The sequence below is a fragment of the Streptomyces sp. NPDC003016 genome (assembly GCF_053591455.1).
Genome location: NZ_JBSFTV010000022.1, coordinates 38386 through 55172 on the forward strand (window position 1 = coordinate 38386; position 16787 = coordinate 55172).

General features: G+C 69.6%; 24 protein-coding genes. 8 read left to right on the forward strand and 16 right to left on the reverse strand.

The features are described 5' to 3' along the window. Window positions 1-27: 27 nt before the first annotated feature. On the forward strand, window positions 28-1794 hold the full coding sequence (locus tag ACWDZ4_RS20240; protein ID WP_451509775.1) for a hypothetical protein: 1767 nt from the start codon (window positions 28-30) through the stop codon (window positions 1792-1794). A 49-nt stretch (window positions 1795-1843) separates the two neighbouring features. Further along, window positions 1844-2452, forward strand: a complete 609-nt coding sequence (locus tag ACWDZ4_RS20245) for a hypothetical protein (protein ID WP_451509776.1) — start codon at window positions 1844-1846, stop codon at window positions 2450-2452. A gap of 8 nt (window positions 2453-2460) precedes the next feature. Here ACWDZ4_RS20245 and ACWDZ4_RS20250 read toward each other — a convergent pair whose 3' ends face one another. Further along, the gene (locus ACWDZ4_RS20250; protein WP_451509777.1) at window positions 2461-2682 is read right to left on the reverse strand and encodes a hypothetical protein; all 222 of its coding nucleotides are present in this window, start codon (window positions 2680-2682) and stop codon (window positions 2461-2463) included. Between the two features lie 806 nt (window positions 2683-3488). On the opposite strand from ACWDZ4_RS20250, the gene ACWDZ4_RS20255 reads away from it, so the two are divergent. The 4 genes from ACWDZ4_RS20255 to ACWDZ4_RS20270 all read left to right on the forward strand — a co-directional run bounded on the left by ACWDZ4_RS20255 (window position 3489) and on the right by ACWDZ4_RS20270 (window position 6111). Further along, a complete protein-coding gene (locus ACWDZ4_RS20255) occupies window positions 3489-4310 on the forward strand; it encodes a hypothetical protein (protein WP_451509778.1) in 822 nt (273 codons plus the stop codon). Window positions 4311-4479: 169 nt separating this feature from the next. Further along, complete coding sequence (locus tag ACWDZ4_RS20260; protein WP_451509779.1) at window positions 4480-4770, forward strand: hypothetical protein; 291 nt, start codon at window positions 4480-4482, stop codon at window positions 4768-4770. A gap of 131 nt (window positions 4771-4901) precedes the next feature. Beyond that, entirely contained in the window at window positions 4902-5399 is a 498-nt protein-coding gene (locus tag ACWDZ4_RS20265) for a hypothetical protein (RefSeq protein WP_451509780.1), read from the forward strand. Then, window positions 5386-6111, forward strand: a complete 726-nt coding sequence (locus ACWDZ4_RS20270) for a hypothetical protein (RefSeq protein ID WP_451509781.1) — start codon at window positions 5386-5388, stop codon at window positions 6109-6111. The genes ACWDZ4_RS20265 and ACWDZ4_RS20270 overlap by 14 nt, the downstream gene beginning before the upstream one ends. Before the next feature lie 66 nt (window positions 6112-6177). Here ACWDZ4_RS20270 and ACWDZ4_RS20275 read toward each other — a convergent pair whose 3' ends face one another. Continuing rightward, on the reverse strand, window positions 6178-6582 hold the full coding sequence (locus ACWDZ4_RS20275) for a hypothetical protein (protein ID WP_451509782.1): 405 nt from the start codon (window positions 6580-6582) through the stop codon (window positions 6178-6180). 276 nt (window positions 6583-6858) lie between these two features. Here ACWDZ4_RS20275 and ACWDZ4_RS20280 point away from each other — a divergent pair, with 276 nt between their 5' ends. Both ACWDZ4_RS20280 and ACWDZ4_RS20285 read left to right on the forward strand, forming a co-directional pair. Beyond that, entirely contained in the window at window positions 6859-7092 is a 234-nt protein-coding gene (locus ACWDZ4_RS20280) for a hypothetical protein (protein WP_451509783.1), read from the forward strand. A 114-nt stretch (window positions 7093-7206) separates the two neighbouring features. Continuing rightward, the gene (locus ACWDZ4_RS20285; protein WP_451509784.1) at window positions 7207-7560 is read left to right on the forward strand and encodes a hypothetical protein; all 354 of its coding nucleotides are present in this window, start codon (window positions 7207-7209) and stop codon (window positions 7558-7560) included. Window positions 7561-7636: 76 nt separating this feature from the next. Here ACWDZ4_RS20285 and ACWDZ4_RS20290 read toward each other — a convergent pair whose 3' ends face one another. From ACWDZ4_RS20290 to ACWDZ4_RS20355, 14 genes are all read right to left on the reverse strand, one after another. Then, entirely contained in the window at window positions 7637-8068 is a 432-nt protein-coding gene (locus ACWDZ4_RS20290) for a DsbA family protein (RefSeq protein ID WP_451509785.1), read from the reverse strand. Beyond that, window positions 8065-8892 (reverse strand): recombinase family protein, encoded by an 828-nt coding sequence (locus tag ACWDZ4_RS20295; protein WP_451509786.1) that lies wholly within the window; start codon window positions 8890-8892, stop codon window positions 8065-8067. The genes ACWDZ4_RS20290 and ACWDZ4_RS20295 overlap by 4 nt, the downstream gene beginning before the upstream one ends. A gap of 113 nt (window positions 8893-9005) precedes the next feature. Further along, complete coding sequence (locus ACWDZ4_RS20300; RefSeq protein WP_451509787.1) at window positions 9006-9296, reverse strand: hypothetical protein; 291 nt, start codon at window positions 9294-9296, stop codon at window positions 9006-9008. Continuing rightward, a complete protein-coding gene (locus ACWDZ4_RS20305) occupies window positions 9296-10255 on the reverse strand; it encodes a hypothetical protein (RefSeq protein ID WP_451509788.1) in 960 nt (319 codons plus the stop codon). Before ACWDZ4_RS20305 ends, ACWDZ4_RS20300 begins: the two co-directional genes overlap by 1 nt. Window positions 10256-10398: 143 nt before the next feature. Further along, window positions 10399-10995: a hypothetical protein gene (locus tag ACWDZ4_RS20310; RefSeq protein WP_451509789.1), complete on the reverse strand. Its 597-nt coding sequence runs from the start codon at window positions 10993-10995 to the stop codon at window positions 10399-10401. Window positions 10996-11093: 98 nt separating this feature from the next. After that, a complete protein-coding gene (locus tag ACWDZ4_RS20315) occupies window positions 11094-11534 on the reverse strand; it encodes a hypothetical protein (RefSeq protein ID WP_451509790.1) in 441 nt (146 codons plus the stop codon). 49 nt (window positions 11535-11583) lie between these two features. Next, a complete protein-coding gene (locus tag ACWDZ4_RS20320) occupies window positions 11584-11769 on the reverse strand; it encodes a hypothetical protein (protein WP_451509791.1) in 186 nt (61 codons plus the stop codon). Window positions 11770-11964: 195 nt separating this feature from the next. Then, window positions 11965-13923, reverse strand: a complete 1959-nt coding sequence (locus ACWDZ4_RS20325; RefSeq protein WP_451509792.1) for an FtsK/SpoIIIE domain-containing protein — start codon at window positions 13921-13923, stop codon at window positions 11965-11967. Between the two features lie 223 nt (window positions 13924-14146). After that, the gene (locus ACWDZ4_RS20330; RefSeq protein WP_451509793.1) at window positions 14147-14716 is read right to left on the reverse strand and encodes a hypothetical protein; all 570 of its coding nucleotides are present in this window, start codon (window positions 14714-14716) and stop codon (window positions 14147-14149) included. Beyond that, complete coding sequence (locus ACWDZ4_RS20335; RefSeq protein WP_451509794.1) at window positions 14713-14973, reverse strand: hypothetical protein; 261 nt, start codon at window positions 14971-14973, stop codon at window positions 14713-14715. The genes ACWDZ4_RS20330 and ACWDZ4_RS20335 overlap by 4 nt, the downstream gene beginning before the upstream one ends. A gap of 99 nt (window positions 14974-15072) precedes the next feature. Beyond that, entirely contained in the window at window positions 15073-15663 is a 591-nt protein-coding gene (locus ACWDZ4_RS20340; protein ID WP_451509795.1) for a hypothetical protein, read from the reverse strand. 14 nt (window positions 15664-15677) lie between these two features. After that, entirely contained in the window at window positions 15678-15902 is a 225-nt protein-coding gene (locus ACWDZ4_RS20345) for a hypothetical protein (RefSeq protein WP_451509796.1), read from the reverse strand. Further along, entirely contained in the window at window positions 15895-16449 is a 555-nt protein-coding gene (locus tag ACWDZ4_RS20350; protein WP_451509797.1) for a hypothetical protein, read from the reverse strand. The genes ACWDZ4_RS20345 and ACWDZ4_RS20350 overlap by 8 nt, the downstream gene beginning before the upstream one ends. Window position 16450: 1 nt before the next feature. Then, a complete protein-coding gene (locus tag ACWDZ4_RS20355) occupies window positions 16451-16726 on the reverse strand; it encodes a hypothetical protein (RefSeq protein WP_451509798.1) in 276 nt (91 codons plus the stop codon). Window positions 16727-16787: the final 61 nt, after the last annotated feature.

Below are 16787 nucleotides of genomic sequence, written 5' to 3' on the forward strand. Positions count from 1 at the left end.
CGGCGCAGGCGATGCATCGTGCGCGCCATGCCCGCCCCGCGCACACCGACCCCCGTCGTGGTCGCCGCCCACGCGTCGAAGGAGCAGCGCCAGGGCGTGCGCTCCTCCGACGCCTCCAGCATCGCCGACCTGCTGCTGCGTGCCCCGGTGGCTACACGCCGCGCCGTGATCAAGACGCTCGACCCGGTGGATCTGGCGCACGTCCTCACCGAGGTCGAGCGCGAGACCGGCACCATGTACGGCCTCTGGCACGACACCCCCTCGGGCTTCATCGAGGACGTGCTGGGGGAGTCGATCTGGTCGAAGCAGCGGGACATCGTGGACGCGGTCCCCTTCCACAAGCGCATCGCCGTCCCCGCCGGATTTGGGGTCGGCAAGACGTGGATCGCCGGCCGCCTGGTCGCGTGGGCCGGAGCAGTGAACCCGCCCGGGACCATGGTCATCGTCACGACCGCCACCCGGTTCCGGCAGGTCAGAAACCAGCTCTGGCCGCACATCCGCAAGACCGTCGCGCGCGCAGGCTTGCCCGGTTGGTGTGACACCACCCAGTGGAAGATGCCGGACAACTTCGGCAATGACGTGGTCGTGGCGTACGGCTTCACCGCCCCCGAGAACGACGAGGCGGCCATGCAGGGCATCCACGGCACCCCCAAGCTCCTGATCATCGTGGACGAAGCAGGCGGCATCGGGCGCGGCGTTGGCAACGGCACCAACAACCTCTTGACCGGTGACGCGCGGATGCTCGCGATCGGCAACCCGCCGGCGGACGACCCGCGCTCCTGGTTCGAGGGCCTGTGCGAGGAAGGGGACAGCCCCGAGGAGCCCACCACCGTCACGGTGCCGATCGCCACGTTCGACTCCCCCGCGATCACGAAGGAACGCGTCCCCTTCTGCAACGACTGCCCCGCCGGCGTACCGAAGCACTCTCTCGCGATCCACCTGCCCGACATGGACTGGGTGGACCGCACGATCCGCGAGTACGGAGAAGACCACCCGTACGTGATCGCCAAGGTCTACGCCAAGTTCCCCAAGGGCGGCGGCGGCAAGGTCATCCCCGTCACCTGGGTCGAGGACGCCCAGAAGAACGACGACCCCACCGGCCCCGGCTGGGTTCGCCTGTGCGACCTCGGCCTGCAAGGCGAGACCGCCACCCACACCGTCAGACGCGGCTCCTGGGTGCGCTTGGGCGTGGATGTGGCGGCCGACGGCGGCGACGAATTCACTATTTACAGGATCGTCGGCGACGCCATCGAGCACCGCCACCACTCCAGCGGCAGCGTCAACGACAACCAGGTCAAGGTCGCTAAGAAGATCCTCGAAGAGGTCCACGCCGCGGAGCGCCTGGCGCAGGCCCTCGGGTCCACCGCGAAGGTCCACGTCAAGATCGACAAGAACGGCCTCGGCCACGGAGCCGTCGGAATGCTCGAAGTCTGGGGTGACAACGGCAAGCACAACAGCGAGATCATCGGTGTGATGGTCTCCGAATCACCCGAGCGCGACGACCCTGGCGCCGTCATGCGGCCCTACCGCAAGCGGGACGAGATGTGGCTCGCCACCCGCGCCCTCCTCCAGCCCGACCCGGCTACCGGCTCCGGCCGCCTGCGCCTGCGCGTCGACCGCGACGCAGGCATCCAGCTCACCACCCCCAACCTCGGCAACAACGCCGGCGGCCACGCCGTCGTGGAGTCGAAGAAGCAGATGCAGGCCCGCGGCATGAAATCCCCTGACCGCGCTGAAGCCATCCTCCTGGCCGTCTACGAGCCGCACGTCCACCGCCGCGGCCTCATTGCCTGAACCTGCACCGGCGGCGTGGCCGCCGGTGCCGCGAGAGGATGATGGTCCAATGAGTGACTACACCCCTCTGGTGGCCGCCGCAGCGCATGCGGCCGGCCCGTGCCCCGAAGGCCAGGAAGCGCCCTGGCTGCGCCGCGTCGAGGCCCTGGCCGTCGACCTCGCGTTCAGCGCCCGGCAGGTCGAGCAGTCGATGAAAACCCTCGACGAGACACACCCGTTCGCGGCGTTCCTGGAGAAGGTCGAGATCGAGTCCCCTAGCCGGCGCGGCCTGCTGACGCTGCGCCCCGACAGCGGGAACGTGGAGACCATCCGCACCGAGCAGGAGCAGACAGTGCGAGGGGCGGCGATGATCCGGCGGGCTCGGGAGCTGACGGGCCGCTGGGTGCTGGTGTACCGGTACAACGAGCCGACGGCCGCCAGCAAGAAACAGCGCGGCGAGTTCGGCACGGTACGGATGGTCGCTCGGCTCATGGACCTCGGGGAAGGCGCGCTCGCGTTCTCCATCGCTCAGCAGGTCGTCACCGCGGACGCCGGCGGCGACGCTCGGCTGGCCGCGCAAATGTGGCGGGACGCCGGCCTGCCGATGCAGGGCATGATCCCAGTCGCGGACCTGGGGCCGGTCCGTCGGGCCGTGCGCGAGCGCGTCGCCAGCCGGTGACCGGCGGGTCAGGCGAGGGCCCGCACTTCGCCGGTCTCCTGTGGCCAGCACTTCACCGGCACCTCGCCGTCCGCCGTCTGCTCCACGAGCTGGATACGGGCGGTGGGGTGGCTGCCGTAGGTGCCCACCCACTCCCGCCATTTCTGCTCAGCGGTCACGCTGTCGTCCCACCAGCCGGTGACGCACGGGCCGATAGGCGGCTTGAACTGGAGCGTGACTATGTAGGCCATCGGGTCCCTCCGAGGTGAGGGTTCCAGCGTAGGCGGCCTTGCAGTCCTAACTCGAGCACCTGGGAGCAAGTAGGGGGTTGGGGAACTTCGACGTCAGATCGTGCGCCTGTGCTGTCCGTGATGATCTGCCACGGGCAATGGCCCGTTATCTGTGGCATCGCGTCGCCGGGCCGTTGCCGCACGATCCGGCACGGTTGCTCTTCCCCCCAAGTAACCCGCCGATAGCTCCCAGGGCTTTCTGCCGTATCTCGGTCAGCACAGGTGTAACGCTTCGCGCTTCCACTGCGTCTATGTGGTGACGCGCCCCCCGGGGGACTGCCAGCGAGGACTCATCACCCTGCCGCTGGTGCCGGCGGGCGCCGACCACTTCAGAGAGGCGTGGTTACAGTAAAAAGCACCATCCTGCCTCAGCCAGGCACGTAATCCCCTGCGGGTCGTTCTGGGTCCGTGTCGAACCGTAACGGACCAAGCCGGACCGTACCGTTCCGACACGGACCCAGGGACTAGCCGCAGGAGGACGGGATGCGGTCGTGAGCTGCTTTTTGCTGTAACCATGCTTCCGAAGGAGCGCGCCTGCGGCGCGCAAAGCGGGGCGGAGGCGCGGGACGGGGCCGGGGACCGCCGGTGCCAAGCACCCTCCCCGCCGTACCGGCGCGCGCAGGGCCCCGTCCCGCGCCTCCGCGCTGCATCTCTTCACACCCCCCAACCGGCCGACGGCAGTCCGCGGGCCGTGGAACAGAAGAAGCGGACGCGCTCCGCGCGGCAACCACATGAAGCAGGCGCCGCGTCTTACGTACGCTGACGGCGTGACCCCCGCCCTCGACGCCATCAGCGCGTTCCTCGAAGACCTGGAGGAGCGCAAATTCGCCCTCGGCACCCGGCGCCTGCGCGGCCGCTACCTCACCGAGTACCTGGAACACGCCCTGAACACCGAGGGCACACCGCGCGATCTGAGCGCCGAAGACCTCCTGGCTCTCCCCCGCGCCCACGCCTGGCTCGAAGACGCCCGAGCCGGCCTCACACGCCAGCGCAACACCTTGCGCGGCCCCCACGCCGACTCCGCTGAAGCAACCACCCGCAGCCGCGTCATCACGTACAACATGTTCGCCGAGTACCTGGGCACACCCTGGCGCTTGGAGGTGCCGCCCAACCCCACCGGCGAACACCTCGACCCCGACGAGGCCGACCGCATCATCCACACCCTCGCCGTACGCCGCCCCACCGGCGCCAACGCCGCCACGACCATCCGCACCGCGGCCCTCGCCTCCCTCGTCGCGGCCACCGGGTACCCCATCAGGAAGCTCGCCGAACTCGACACCACCGACCTCCAGCTCGACCACCAGCCCCCGCGCATCCTCCTGGAGGAAGGCCCCCTGGCTCTCGACGCCGCCACCGTGCGCACCCTCAAACGGTGGCTGCGCCAACGCAAGGCCATCCCCGCCGTACTCGAAGGCACCGACCCGGGCTACCTGTGGGTCCCCACCAAGCCCGGCCGCCCCCGCGGCGACGTTCCCCCGCCCGGCGCCCGCCGCGCCGCGATCCGCACCCTGCACGCCGCTCACCGCACGCTTGTCCTCGGCATTCTGGGCACCCCCCTGCGCCCGGGAGCGCTGCGGACCACCCGTTGACCGTCACGTCCACACGGCCCGGCTCGTTGCACCGGTATGACCACAGCCCCGTACGACCTTCTCGACGACAACCTCGAAGACGACGAGCCGGCGCAGCAGCCGTGCGCGTGCACCTACGACGGACGCCGACGCCGCGGCCGAAGTCGCCGCCCGCAACGTCCGCCGGCAGATGCGTGACCTCATCTACATCCGCTGGTACTACCAGCTCGAAGAGCGCCACGGTGTACGCATCCTCATCGGCGGGCGCCTCAAGCGCCACGACACCGGCGTCGAAGGCGTCATCGAGGACACCGCTGGCCAGTACATCGCGGTCCGCTGGGACGGCGCGAGCGAGACAGAGCCGGTCTACCCGGGCGACGACAACCTCGCCTACGAGACCTCACGCGGCTGGATCACCGTCAGCCCTCCGCCCAACCAGCCGGCCACGGCTCTGGTCATCCCACGCGAGTACATGGACTGACGCCACCTACTGGGCGGGCCGCAAACGAATGGGCTCGATGTCGCACACGGGGGAATGCGACATCGAGCCCGAATGGTCACCGTAGCCGTGGAAGACTGGCCGCACCCCAACTTCCCGGCGAAGGGCGCAAAATGACCGACGGACCTTACCTGTCCCAGATCGTGGGCGGCACCAGCGAGGAACAGGATCTCGCCGAGGACTACGCGCACGTCGTGCAGAAGTTCTCCGAGCTCCAGGGGGCCGCCGAAGACGCCAACTGGCGACGCGCGCACGAGAAGATCGCATCGCTGCGCACCGCGCTTCGCGACTTCGAGCGGCGTATCAGCGAAAGCGTGGCGCTCGACGGTGACGAGGAGCACGAGGTCTACCGCGACCCGGGCGTCGACCCCCACCAGACCCTGCAACTGATCACCGCGTACGCCCAGCAGTACGGCGGCCGGCTCGGTCCCGTCCTCTTCCCCATCAAGAACCTGGAGAACCCGGCCGCCGTCGAGAAGATCCGTGCGGAGAAGGACCAGGCCCGCCGATTCCGCGAGGCCCTGAGCGCCGGGGACGAAGCGGCCGCCAGCGAGATCAGCGGCCGGACGGTGCGGATTATCGGCGGGATGACCTCCGATGGCGGTCGCTAACCGCTCGGCGCGCCTGCACCGGCTCACCTCCCAGCTCGCGGAGGAGTTCGGTCTCCGGCCCAGGGAAGTCGAGGCTGAGTACGACGAGAGACGTCGGGTGTGGAGCATCCAGTGGCTCGACGGCCCCACGGCCGGCCAGATGCAGCGGGCCGCGAAGAAGCGTGACGCCGAGGTCCTGACGGATGTGACGTTCCGCCGCGACTACACCAACCCCGTGTGGGCGCTGGCCGCGATCCGGATGGCCATGGCCGCCGAAGAGGCAGAGGACTTCCCCTGGATCAGCGCCTGGGAGGCCCGGCGGTGGCTCGACAAGGTGAAGAACCCGCGGCCCCGCAACGAGCGCGAGCGGGCGATGGCGACCCGCCTGGTGGAAGCCTCCGTCAGCAGCACGTCTTCGTACCCGGATGATGAACGGATGTGCAAACTCGTCAGCACCAAGGGCATCGCCTGGCTCCTGCGGGGCGGTACGGAAGAGGCTCCTGCGCTGTCTCCCATCGAACTGCTGACGGACCGCTACGCCTCCGGCAAGGCCCATCGGGCATGGGCCGCCCGACTCGTCCCACTGACGCCTCTTGAGGCATTCGGCATCGTCCAGGCCGACCCCGAGGCGCCGGCCGACGTGGTGGCCGCCGCTCTCACCCTCGTACCCGAGCTGCATGCCGCGCTCGACACCGCGGCCGCCGCCTTGCGGGCCCGCAGCGAGGGCAGCTAGAAGCCCGGCACCCGAGGAAGGGTGCCGGGCTCGGTTGCGCGGCGCCGTGTACGGGGCCGCTGGAGACTAGGCGGTGAGGTAGGAGCCGGTCACCGTGATGATCTCGCCCTTGTCGCCGCCGTAGACGTGGGTCACGTTCTGGAGCGCCGCGCCGTTGGCCATGTCACCCACCGTGCGCAGCCGCTCGATGGTGTTGCCGTCCGCGCCGGCGTAAATCTGCGCCTCGCCGGTCCAGATGCCCTGGTCGGCGTCGCGGCCGTCCAGGCTGAGGGCGAAGACGTACCGGGTGCCGGTCTTCGCCGGGACCGGCAGGGTCAGACCGAAGCCGGCCGAGTCCACGGCGAAGGTCTCCGTCTTCGCCACGATCTGGGCGGTGAAGGTCGCGACTCCGTTCGACTCGACGTACTCGCCGGTCCCGACGGTGCCGTCGGTGCCCTTGACGTTGGTGAGCTTGGGCGTCCAGTTGGTCATAGAAATTCCCTTCGGTAAGCGGTCTGCCGTGATGAGGCAGGCGCACGAAGGGGAAGACTGCGGGACCTCGCTCCCTTACGTCCCGGGCACCCGGGACCGGCGGCCGAAGTTATCTCGGGTAAGAGGATTGAGGAACCTTCATGCCAGATCGTGCGCTAGGCCCGGGGCGGCGGCGGGGTGGCAGACCCTGCCGCGAACTTCGGGCTTGGGGAACATCGGTACAGCGGTTGGCGCTGAGAACGATCATGGTTCCTGGGTGGCGGTCTCCGAGTTCGGGTGAGGCTGGGTCTGGAGTTGCTGGCGGAGGTCGGCTTCGTCGGCTGCGAGCGGGTCGCCAGGACGTCGGATACGGACCCGGCGGGGGCGAGGGATGTCGTCGACGTCCTGGAGGTCGGCGAAGTCGGCGTGCGCCTGGGCGACGGCTTCGGGGTACGCCTCCTGCTTCTCGTTCTCGGCGAGTGCGCGGTAGATGGGGTGCCGTTAACGAGCAGCGAACGAGGTGACAAGTAACCCGCCAGTAGCTTTCGGATCGAAGGGACGCATGAGCTGGTCCGCCCGTGACGTCCGGGCCACTTCACCTGTCCGGCTGATCCGCCGGGTTCCGCACCCGTACGCTCCAGAGCCATGACCACGACCGTCACGCCCCTGCCCACTGCCGAGCAGGTGAGCGCCCTCGCCGAGTTCGGTACCGACCAGGTGCAGCAGACCGCCGACAAGCTCAAGCAGTGCTTGCCCGAACTGGCGGAAGAACCTCGCAGCGCCGAAGCGGAGCTGATCCTGAGCGTCCCGGAGACCCTGGGCAAGGCCATCAACCACTACGCCCGTCTGCTCCTGGACGCCCTCGGCGGCCCGTTCGCCGACCCGAAGGCGGCCCGCTCGATCTGGCGGAGCATGCTGAACACCTGCGTCGTCTGGCGCGACCACCCCGCGCTTCCCGCCGATCTACGCGACGCGCTGGCCACCGCGGAACCGCTGTAGCCCACTGTCGGGTTGAACAGCACAGGACCCCGGCGGTGACCGTCGGGGTCCTGTGCGTCGTGCCGCTCCTCGGCGGTCAGGCTGCGGTGCCGGCGGCTTCGTGGAGGGCTTGGCGGAGCTGGTCGAGCCCGGGCTCCCCGGCCGGGCCCTGCGGGGTGCGGTAGATCCGGCAGGAGAGCGAGGGCGTGGTGCCGGGCTCGGCGAACGGGTCGCGGCCGTCGATCAGGATCGTCGGGGAGCCGGTGAAGGCCGACCGCTCGGCCTCGGCTTGGTCGGTGACCACCCGGGTGGTGAAGCCGGTGGTGTTCAGCCCAGCGTCGTCCAGGGCCTGCCGCAGTCGCTCCTCGGCGAGCTGCTGGTGGGGGCAGTCCGGCACGACCAGGATCTCGATCTCCATGTCTCCAGGATCACGCATGTCGGCGCCGTACGGGCCGAAGGGGCCGACCTGTCCGGGCAGCGCTCCGAGAAGCGGGGCGCCGCCCTTCATCCGGTGCGGGGCGGGGATCACTGGACGGCTCCCGGCATCTGCGGCACCTCGTCCGTACCGCGAGGCCCGGGAACTTCCCCGGCCTTCAGGGCAGCGAAGTCTGTGTGCGCGGCCTCGACGGCTTCCGGGTACGCCTCGCGCTTGGCGTGCTCGGCCAGCGCCCGGTAGACGCTGGCCACCGACGGGTTCTGGCCCTTGCGCTTGCCGGTGGGGATGAACAGGTCGGGCTGGATCTGCTCGACGGACTCCCCGAGCGCCCGCCTGCGGAGCACGGTGTGGAGCATGTCGTCGGTGATGACCGGCGGCCGGCCGCCGTGCTTGCCCTTGCGGGCCGCGGTGTCGAGCCCCTCCAGGGTCGACTCGCGGATGTTCTCCCGCTCGGTCTCCGCCATCGCCGCGAAGAACGCGAACAGCAGCTTCCCCGGACCGGTGGGGTCGTAGATGCCGGGCAGGGGCCCGGCGAGCATCTCCAGGATGAGGCCGTGGGCGGTGAGGTGGTCGGCGAGCGCGGTGAGTTCGGCGGCGTCGCGGCCGAGGCGCTTCATCTCGTACACGGTGAAGATGACCCGGCAGTGCGGGGCGTGGGCCTTGACCTGCCGCGCTGTCCGCAGCGCTTCCTCGAACTTGGGCCGTACGCGGATGCGGGTGCTGATCTTCTCGCTGAAGATCTTGTCCCTGGGGATGCCGTGCTTGCTGAGGGCGTCGAGCTGGGAGTCGAGTTCCTGCCCGAGGGTCGAGCAGCGGGCGTACCCGATGCGGATGTCCGCGCTCGGCAGGTCCGGGTCGATCGGCGTCGGCGGCGGGGTGCCCGGCCGCCACGGCCGGCCCGGATCAGCGACTGTCAAAACTTCTGACAGCAACACCGGGTTCCTGGTCCGTTCCTACTCGGACCCCTACTCCTGCCCCCAGGACCGGAAGTTCCCGCCCTCGAGGGAGCGCCAGACGTCGGCGGTGGGCGTCATGCGCTTCCCTCCCTGCGGCGGCCGTGCGGCAGTGGCCGCCGGGGCGTGCGCTGCCGGGGGCGGTCGGCGCGCTCGACGGTCACCTCCTGGGCGACGTCCTTGCGCCCGGTGGGTGCCTCCAGCAGCAGCACCTCCATGAAGACGCGTAGGCCGGCGTCCCGGTGGTTCGCCTTCTCCGACACGTTGCCGACGACGACCTCCGGCGACGCTTCCAGGGCGCGCTGTACGGCCGCCGCAGTGCGCTGCGCCTTGCCGGGGTCGGAGTCCATGATTCGAAGCGACGACATCAGACTCCGCTCCTGTCCGGGGTGCCGACCCCGTGGTCGTCCAGCGTCCACGCCGCCCGCTCCCACACCGGCTCGGTGCCGTCCGCGATGCGGTGCAGCACACCGGCCATCGACCGTCCGTCAGCCGCCAGGTCCAGCGACCGCGTCCACGGCATCGGGATGTCGCCGCTCCACTCCCACGGGGCGCACGCGGTCGTGGACGAGCGGCGGTCGGTCCAGCCGAACCACCCTGCCCAGATCCTCGTGACGCTCGCGTTGGCCGCCGAGGAAGGCGCGGCCCATGGGTGCAGCGGGTCGCGGCCGGAGACGACCGGCCCTGAGTTCGGCAGGCGCAGCAGGGCCCACGGGTAGCGGCTGTGCGGGCCCATGAAGTCGGGCTCCTCGACCACGCGGCGGCCCGCCAGGAGAGCATCGAGCCGGTCGAGTACGGCACCGCGCTCGGGGGTGCCGTACTCCCCGGCCGGGGCGGCGTAGAGGACCTGGCGGTCGTGGACGGAGACGACGGCGACGCCCTGCGCCTCCGGGAGTGAGTCGGGTTCGACGTCCACGACCAGGAGCACGGCGGCCGGGTCGGCGACCAGCTCGCGGGCGAGGGCCTGCGCCTGCTCGTGCTGGTCCCACATCGTCATCGCGTACCGGCACGGCTCGCAGAACCGGCCCTTGCCGAGCGGTGCTTGCTCGCACACACCGCAGCGCTGGCACCGGTACTGCAACTCTCGGGCGCGGTCGAGCGCGGCGCGCTGCGCGGGTGAGACCCGACGCTTCGGCACCGCGGTGGTCACCTCGTACAGCGGGGCGTAGCAGTTGCCGTGGTAGAGGACCTGGCCGACCGGGGCGGCGGCCGGCTTGAGCGGCGGGTCCAACTGCGCGAGCTGTGTCTTCGTGTAGAGCTTCTCCGGTACGGCGGCCCACGTCGTGTACCGGGGGAGATCCGGAATCGGTGGTACGGCAGCAGGCACAACGCCCTCCTCATGTTCAAAATTCCGAAGCAAGAGAATTCTTAACCTACCGACAACAAGAATTCAAGCTCCTTCGGGAATTCGCTCAATGGGAGTAATTTTGCGCCGCGCGAAGCCGGATTACTCTATCAAGGTTGATTGAATTAACGGCTAGGCGGGGCTGGCGGGAACGACGGCGGGTGATCCTCCGACGGCCACGGCCCGTACCGCTCCAGGGCCTGGCGCACGATCCGCGGAGCGGAGAACACCAGCTCGATCAACTCCTCGCGCTGGCGCTGCTCCTCCTCGCTGTAGTGGAGGCTGTTGTAGGTCAGCCCCAGCTCGTCCAGTTTCGCCAAGGGCGCGGCGCTCACCCGTACTGAAGCTGTGCGCAGAGCTTTGACCAGCGCAGTCGGCAGCTCATAGGTGCGCGTGACCAGGTGCCCCAAGTAGTTCTTGCCCGGCCCGCGACCCGAGAGAGCCGCGATCTCCTCCTCGTCCGGGTCCAGCGGCGTCCACGGGCCGGCCAGGTCCGGCTCGGCCAGACGCTTCTCGACCGCACGCGCGACGATGCCACTCAGCGTCGGCCACAGCTCCGGACGCAGACGACGGACAGTCAACCGCGCCTCAGTCGCACTCATTCCTTCACCGCGCAGCTCCTGGGCATGCTTAGCCATAGCCCGCGCATGCTTTTTCTTGATGGCAGTAAGTCGCGAAGCGTGAATGACATCAATAGCGAAAGAGAACTTTTCGGTGCTCATCGAATTTACCTATCAAGGTTGATTGATTATCTATCAAGGTTGATAGAAAGAACGGCTCTCGCAGCCTCTGTCAGGTCAACGAGCGGCAGAGGTTGCGGCTACTCGACGGGGTTCTGTGTCAGCCAGTCGTTGAGCTCGTACGCCGGGCCGAGGACCAGCGGGCGCGTGCTCTCCGTGTCCTCGCCCTGGCCGTGCAGGACGTAGCCCTTGGTCAGGGCGTCCATCGCCCGGTACGCGCCGGTGAACGTGCCGAGGGGCGCGTCGGACTCGCGCATCGTCTTGCGGAGCAGTGCCGCGTTGTTGTAGACCTCGGTGAGCTCCAGCCCACAGTCCGCAGGGCACCCCTCGATCTGCAACTCGCGCAGGTCTTCCTGGTACAGCCGTGCCGCTTCCGGGACCGTCGCCGGCAGCTTGCTGACGCTCGGACTCGGCGACGCGGGCGTCTTGGCATCCGCCTCTCCGCCGCCGCATCCCGCCGTGCTCAACACCGCGGCCGCGAGCAGTGCGCTCGCCGCGGTTCTTCCCCACCCTTTGGTCATGGCGGAGATCATCCCACGCAGTCACCGCCGCGGCGTTCCCCGGGATCTGTCACTCGGGCCGCTCCCTGCGGACCGTGCTCTCACGCCAGTTGGGGACGCCCTCGCCTTCGGGCCACCACTGCTCACCGCAGTCGCAGAACCAGACCCTCCCATACCCACCGGGCCAGAAGATCTGATCGGACCAGGGCCGGTGACCGGTGCGCCAGGCGTGCCACATCGCTCGGATCTGGTACAAGTGCTCCTCCTCATGGGCGAGGCCTTAAGTGTTCCAGAGGAGCATGGGCGAGCGCCTCCTTGGAGCGGCACGAGAACAGGGCCGCCCGAGGGCACACGCACCACGGCGGTCGCGGGGACGGTGCCGCCCGCGACCGCCGGTATCCCTGTCTCTACGCCCACGCCCCGGACAGTGTCCCGGGCTGCTGGCGCCGCCTCACCCACCGATCGTGACCGACTCGGAGTCCTCGGCGGCCGCCGGCACCTCGGCGACCGGAAGCCGCGGCACCGTACGGAACGCCATCGCGCGCCCGTGCTTGCCAGCCTCGATCACCCACCCCTTGTGGCGCCACTGCCCCAGTGGTCCGTTCACCGACGAGCGGGCATTGAACTCGGGCAGCCCGAGCGCCACCAGGGCGTCGATCGTGATCCCGGCCGGCCCCGCCTTCTCGATCGCCTGCCACAGCGCGAGATGCCGCTCGTCGGCGATCTCCGAGCCGTCCGGATACGTCGGCACCGCGCGGAGTACCGGGCGGCCGCCTCCGGGGCCGCCAGAGGGCGGGGTGGGCGGCTTCGGGGGCGTCGGGTCGTCCTCCGGCTCCGGGGGCGGCTGCGGGTGCTCCCTGGCCTCGCTGTCCGCCTTGGCGGGGGCGTAGCGGCGGTTCGTCGCCGCAACGTCCTCGTCGGTCATCAAGAACGCGCGGGCCTCGACCGGGACCTGGTGCTCGCGGTCCCAGCGCAGGAACTTGCCCGGGGCGTCCAGCTCGTCCAGGCACCAGCCGTCGCCGTACGCACCCGGGCCGAAGATCAGGTTGGAGGTGGTGGATTCCCGCGCGCCGAGGCCGATACGGAGCTGGTACTGCTGGCGGCCGTCGGTGGACCCGCCGAACACCCGGTTCGAGGGCGACTGCGTGGCACACACCAGGGTGATGCCCACGAACCGTGCGACCTGGAGCAGCGACTCGATCAGCTTGGCGGCCTGCGGTACGCGGCGTACCAGCTCGGCCAGCTCGTCGATGAACACGAACCACGCCGGCCCGTGCTTGCCGGGGACCCACTTCTTCTCCCCCAGCGAGGCCAGGAGCGCACCGCGGCGCTCGACCTCGGCCCACACCCCCTTGAGGAGCTGCATTGCGCGGCTCGGGGTGTCCGCGAGGGCGAGGGCACTGTCGCGCCAGGGACCGAACTCCACGGCACCGGGCTTCATGTCGATGAGGAGCGCTTCGGCGTCCTCGCAGGCGACCGCGTACGCGATGAGCACGCTCTGGATGCCGGACTTCCCGTTGTCGGTCGCTCCGCCGATGAGGACGTGGTTGTAGAGCAGCGGGGCGAGCACGGGCTGCCCGAACGCGTCCACGCCGAGAACTGCCGGCTCCTGGCACGTCGTGGTCGACGGGCCGGGCCAGGGAATGGGGGAGGCGAGCGGGTCGGACTCGTACAGCGAGACGACCAGTTCGTTGTCCCTCTCACCCTTCGCCAGGCGCAGCTTCCCACCGAGCCCCAGATTGTTCGCGAGCTGGTCCTTGCGGGCGATGACCTTCTGCGGGGCGGTGTTGCGGCCGGCCGGAAGAACAACGACCGCCCGCCAGCCGAACGGGGTGTAGTCCAAGGAGGTCACATCGACCGCGGGTACGGCCAGCATCGCGACCAGGGCCCGCAGGAGCGCGGTCTCCTCCGTCGTCGAGCCCGTGACGCCCGGCGTAAGGACGTTGTCGCCCAGGCCCTCGGCGGTGACGCCCGCCTTGGCGGCCTTCACCTGGAGCGCGAGACGGTCCTGGCGCGACTTCACCAGCCACGGCACGTACGCCGCGTACGCGCCGCCGGTCACCAGGAAGCTGGCGACCAGGGACGGCACCGACGGGCCGACCCCGGCGCCGATCCAGGTGTTGGCCATCACGACGACACTGCTGGCGCCCGCGGTCGCGATGCCCTTGTGCTTGTGCTTCAGCCCCCCGGCCGTGAGCGCGCCGGCGGCGGCCGTGACGAGTCCGTAGACGGCATGCTCGGTGGGGCTGATGCCGTCGAGGTGGTGAAGCCACGACATGCCGGTCAGGGACGCCGTCGCGGCCGCCGGGGCGACCTCGTAGCGGCGGCGCGTACACCAGCGGCAGGCCGAACCGAACGCGCTCGCGGCTCCCAACGCGGCGCGCGCAAGTATCGAGTCGGACGAAGGCACAGCAGTCTCCTGGGAAGTGACGTGACGCGGATTGCAGAGGAAACACCAGGTCAGGGGTGCGTCACGTCACGTCGCGATGGAGAGGCCGAAGCCGGAAGAGACCACGGAAGCAGGAGGCATGGGACTGCCCTTCTGATTGATTCGGAGCGGTGTGCCAGGCGCTCGCTCGTACGCCTCGGCAAAGGTCCGGGCCGATGCCCGGGTGTTCAGTTATGGGGTCAGCCTACCGGCCTTGATCGGCAGACGCCCGAGCCCAGTCGTGCGGGTAGGGAATCTCCCGGTAGCCGTCCCACAAGCATGTACGGACATCGCCACCGGCGAGGCCGGGGTCCATCTCCTTGAGCCGGGCCACCACCTCGCCCATCAGCTCGTGCCGCCTGGCCGGCTCTGTGCGCACCCACTGCGGGGCTGCGACTTCCAGGTGGGCGAAGGCGAACGGCGCGGGTTCGGCTGGTGTGGCGACGAGTCGGAACCGGTTGAACGACGAGTACGTGCTCAGCAGGTCGTCCGTCAGGGGGTACGACTCCCGGCCCGTCACGATGGTCATGCGGACCGGGGCGCACGGTGTGGGGCGTGCACACGAGCCCGTGCTGACGGCGGCCTCGGCGCAGCACTCGCAGATGGCGCCCTCGCCGTACAGCAGGGCCTTGACCTTCCCCGCGACGTAGCGCCAGCCCGTCGGCGGGACCATCGGCCACGAGACGCCGAAGATCTGCTGCACGCAGCCGTACTTCATCCCACCACTGATGACCTCGCCCTGAACCATCATCGGTGGAGGAAAGTCGAAGCTCATCCGCGCAGCTCCAGGATCAGGGTGGTGGCCTTCTCCCAGCAGTCGCCGCAGGGCTGGCCGTCCGAACCACACACGATGTCTGCGACCCGCGGCAGGAGCCGCGTGTTCAGCGTCGGGCCCTTGATGAGCTGCACGGCAGCGTCGGCCTTCCGCAGGCACGAGTTGCAGGACTTCGTCTTGCCCTCGCGCCGGCCGCAGACCGTCAAGGACGCCTCGCGCAGCAGCTTGGCGCGATCGGTGGTGGTGGCTGTGCTCACGATGTCTCCCCAGAGCACAGCCCCCTGCATGAGCAACGTGTCGGCGGGCGCCGACGCAGGGGGCCGTGCACGGGATAGACGGAGTGACCCGCGGGTTCGTTACACCGCGGCGTACGGGTCCGGCAGCGGGACCGCCCGCACCCACCCGTCCTTGCCCTGGTACGTCATGCCGGACGTGGCGTGCACGGTCACCGGTACGGTCTCGTCGTCCAGGCGGACGACGAGGTACTGCCCGCGGGTGTCGATGATCGTCCCGGGGCGGCCCTCATGCCGGACACGGAGCCCCAGCTCGACGCGGACGCCGATCCGGTGCTCCAGCCCGTAGTACGACCGGATGTGATCGAGGTCCCCGTCCTGACGCTCGGCCGCAGCGAAGAGCGACTGGCACGCACGACGTCGGCAGCGCAACAGCCTCCCGACCTCGTGTGCCACGTAGATCAAGTCCTCATTCAGCATGATCCTGCCCGGGTCGCAGGCCGCCCCGAACCCACCGAGCGATCCTCCATTTCGGCTGGTCAGCCCGGTCGTGAACACGGCTACATGTGCCTGCTTGTCCGTACGGGTGTCCGGCCGCTGGAGAAAGGTCGCATCACGGTAGAGCGCGGCCAACTCGCCCTCCCAGAGCGCCGGAGAGCCGTGCGGCACGCCGCTCTTCACCTGGTTGTCCACCGGCGCAGGGCGCCGTTCCATCGGCGTCCGCACTGTCACCGGTCCTCGCCCCACGCGGCGTCGATGAGGTCAGGGTTCGGCTGAATGACGGCAGCGGCCCGCTCGTGACCGGCCGCGCGGAGCTTCGCCGCGTTCTCCGTGTCGCGCAGTGCGAGCAGCGCGTCCGCGTACGTCGGCACCAGCTCGCGCCGCAGCCCCGCCTCCTCGAACAGCTCGGCAGCGCGCTGCCGAGCCGTCTTCTCCTCTTCCAGTTCAGACACCTGCGTTCTCCTCCCCCTGGTCCACGATGACCAGCGACATCCTGATGTGCGCGCCGTCCTGGCGCTTTCCTGCCCTTGGGTCAACGCCGGTCACGATGCCGGCGTTGTCGTCCTTGAAGACCTTCGCGTCGCTCAGGCCGTCCACGGCGGCCTTCGCCGTAAGCGACCAGTTCGACGGGTCGAAGACGCGGGTGCGCGCCTTCGGGTGCACGACGTACACGACCCGGGCCCGGGTCAACTGCGGGATCTTCTGCGTGCGGGCGAGTACCGCGGTGGCCTCCCGTATCGCGGCGGTCAACCGCTGGCGCTTGCCCCAGTGGTCACGGTCGTTGGCGTTGATCAGCGCCATGTCGGGCAGCTCGATCTCCCAGTGCCGGGAGCTGCCCACCTCCTGCGCCTTGTCCCACTCGATGTACACGGCGGAGCTGCTGCTCGGCGCCTTCGCGCGGGCCTTGGCCGGCTGCTTCTTCGGGGTCCGTTGGGCATCGAGCCGTGCGCGGAGGCCGGGGTAGCGCGCGGCCTCCTTCGCGCTGATGCGGAACGCCACGTCACGCCTCCTGGTCGGGGCGGTCATCCTGCCCAGACGTAGCGGCTTCGGTCTCGTGGACCTTCTGCTGCACATCGGCCATGTGCTGGTCGAAGCCCTCGGCGTGCGCCTGGTCGTCGTACGGACGGGCGTCCATCCAGTCCCCCGCCCGGCAGGCCGCCCCGTACAGGTGGGCGTCGGCGCCGAAGAAGGTCTTCGTGGTGCCGACGGGTTCGAGGATGAGGCCGTGAATACGGCGCGGACCGTCCATCAACGGGTCGTCGGTGTAGTGCTGCATCTCTGGTTCCTTCGGAGCGTTGGGCCCGCCGTTCGCTCGTGCGGCCGGGCGCTTTAGGTTG

Bases quoted from the DNA above. Each gene is read 5' to 3' on its own strand.
- ACWDZ4_RS20245 (WP_451509776.1), top strand. From the start codon at position 1,844: ATGAGTGACTACACCCCTCTGGTGGCCGCCGCAGCGCATGCGGCCGGC.
- ACWDZ4_RS20330 (WP_451509793.1), bottom strand. From the start codon at position 14,716: ATGAGCTTCGACTTTCCTCCACCGATGATGGTTCAGGGCGAGGTCATC.
- ACWDZ4_RS20300 (WP_451509787.1), bottom strand. From the start codon at position 9,296: ATGTCGTCGCTTCGAATCATGGACTCCGACCCCGGCAAGGCGCAGCGC.
- ACWDZ4_RS20250 (WP_451509777.1), bottom strand. From the start codon at position 2,682: ATGGCCTACATAGTCACGCTCCAGTTCAAGCCGCCTATCGGCCCGTGC.
- ACWDZ4_RS20275 (WP_451509782.1), bottom strand. From the start codon at position 6,582: ATGACCAACTGGACGCCCAAGCTCACCAACGTCAAGGGCACCGACGGC.
- ACWDZ4_RS20240 (WP_451509775.1), top strand. From the start codon at position 28: ATGCCCGCCCCGCGCACACCGACCCCCGTCGTGGTCGCCGCCCACGCG.
- ACWDZ4_RS20285 (WP_451509784.1), top strand. From the start codon at position 7,207: ATGACCACGACCGTCACGCCCCTGCCCACTGCCGAGCAGGTGAGCGCC.
- ACWDZ4_RS20310 (WP_451509789.1), bottom strand. From the start codon at position 10,995: ATGAGCACCGAAAAGTTCTCTTTCGCTATTGATGTCATTCACGCTTCG.
- ACWDZ4_RS20355 (WP_451509798.1), bottom strand. From the start codon at position 16,726: ATGCAGCACTACACCGACGACCCGTTGATGGACGGTCCGCGCCGTATT.
- ACWDZ4_RS20265 (WP_451509780.1), top strand. From the start codon at position 4,902: ATGACCGACGGACCTTACCTGTCCCAGATCGTGGGCGGCACCAGCGAG.
- ACWDZ4_RS20260 (WP_451509779.1), top strand. From the start codon at position 4,480: ATGCGTGACCTCATCTACATCCGCTGGTACTACCAGCTCGAAGAGCGC.
- ACWDZ4_RS20270 (WP_451509781.1), top strand. From the start codon at position 5,386: ATGGCGGTCGCTAACCGCTCGGCGCGCCTGCACCGGCTCACCTCCCAG.
- ACWDZ4_RS20340 (WP_451509795.1), bottom strand. From the start codon at position 15,663: ATGGAACGGCGCCCTGCGCCGGTGGACAACCAGGTGAAGAGCGGCGTG.
- ACWDZ4_RS20315 (WP_451509790.1), bottom strand. From the start codon at position 11,534: ATGACCAAAGGGTGGGGAAGAACCGCGGCGAGCGCACTGCTCGCGGCC.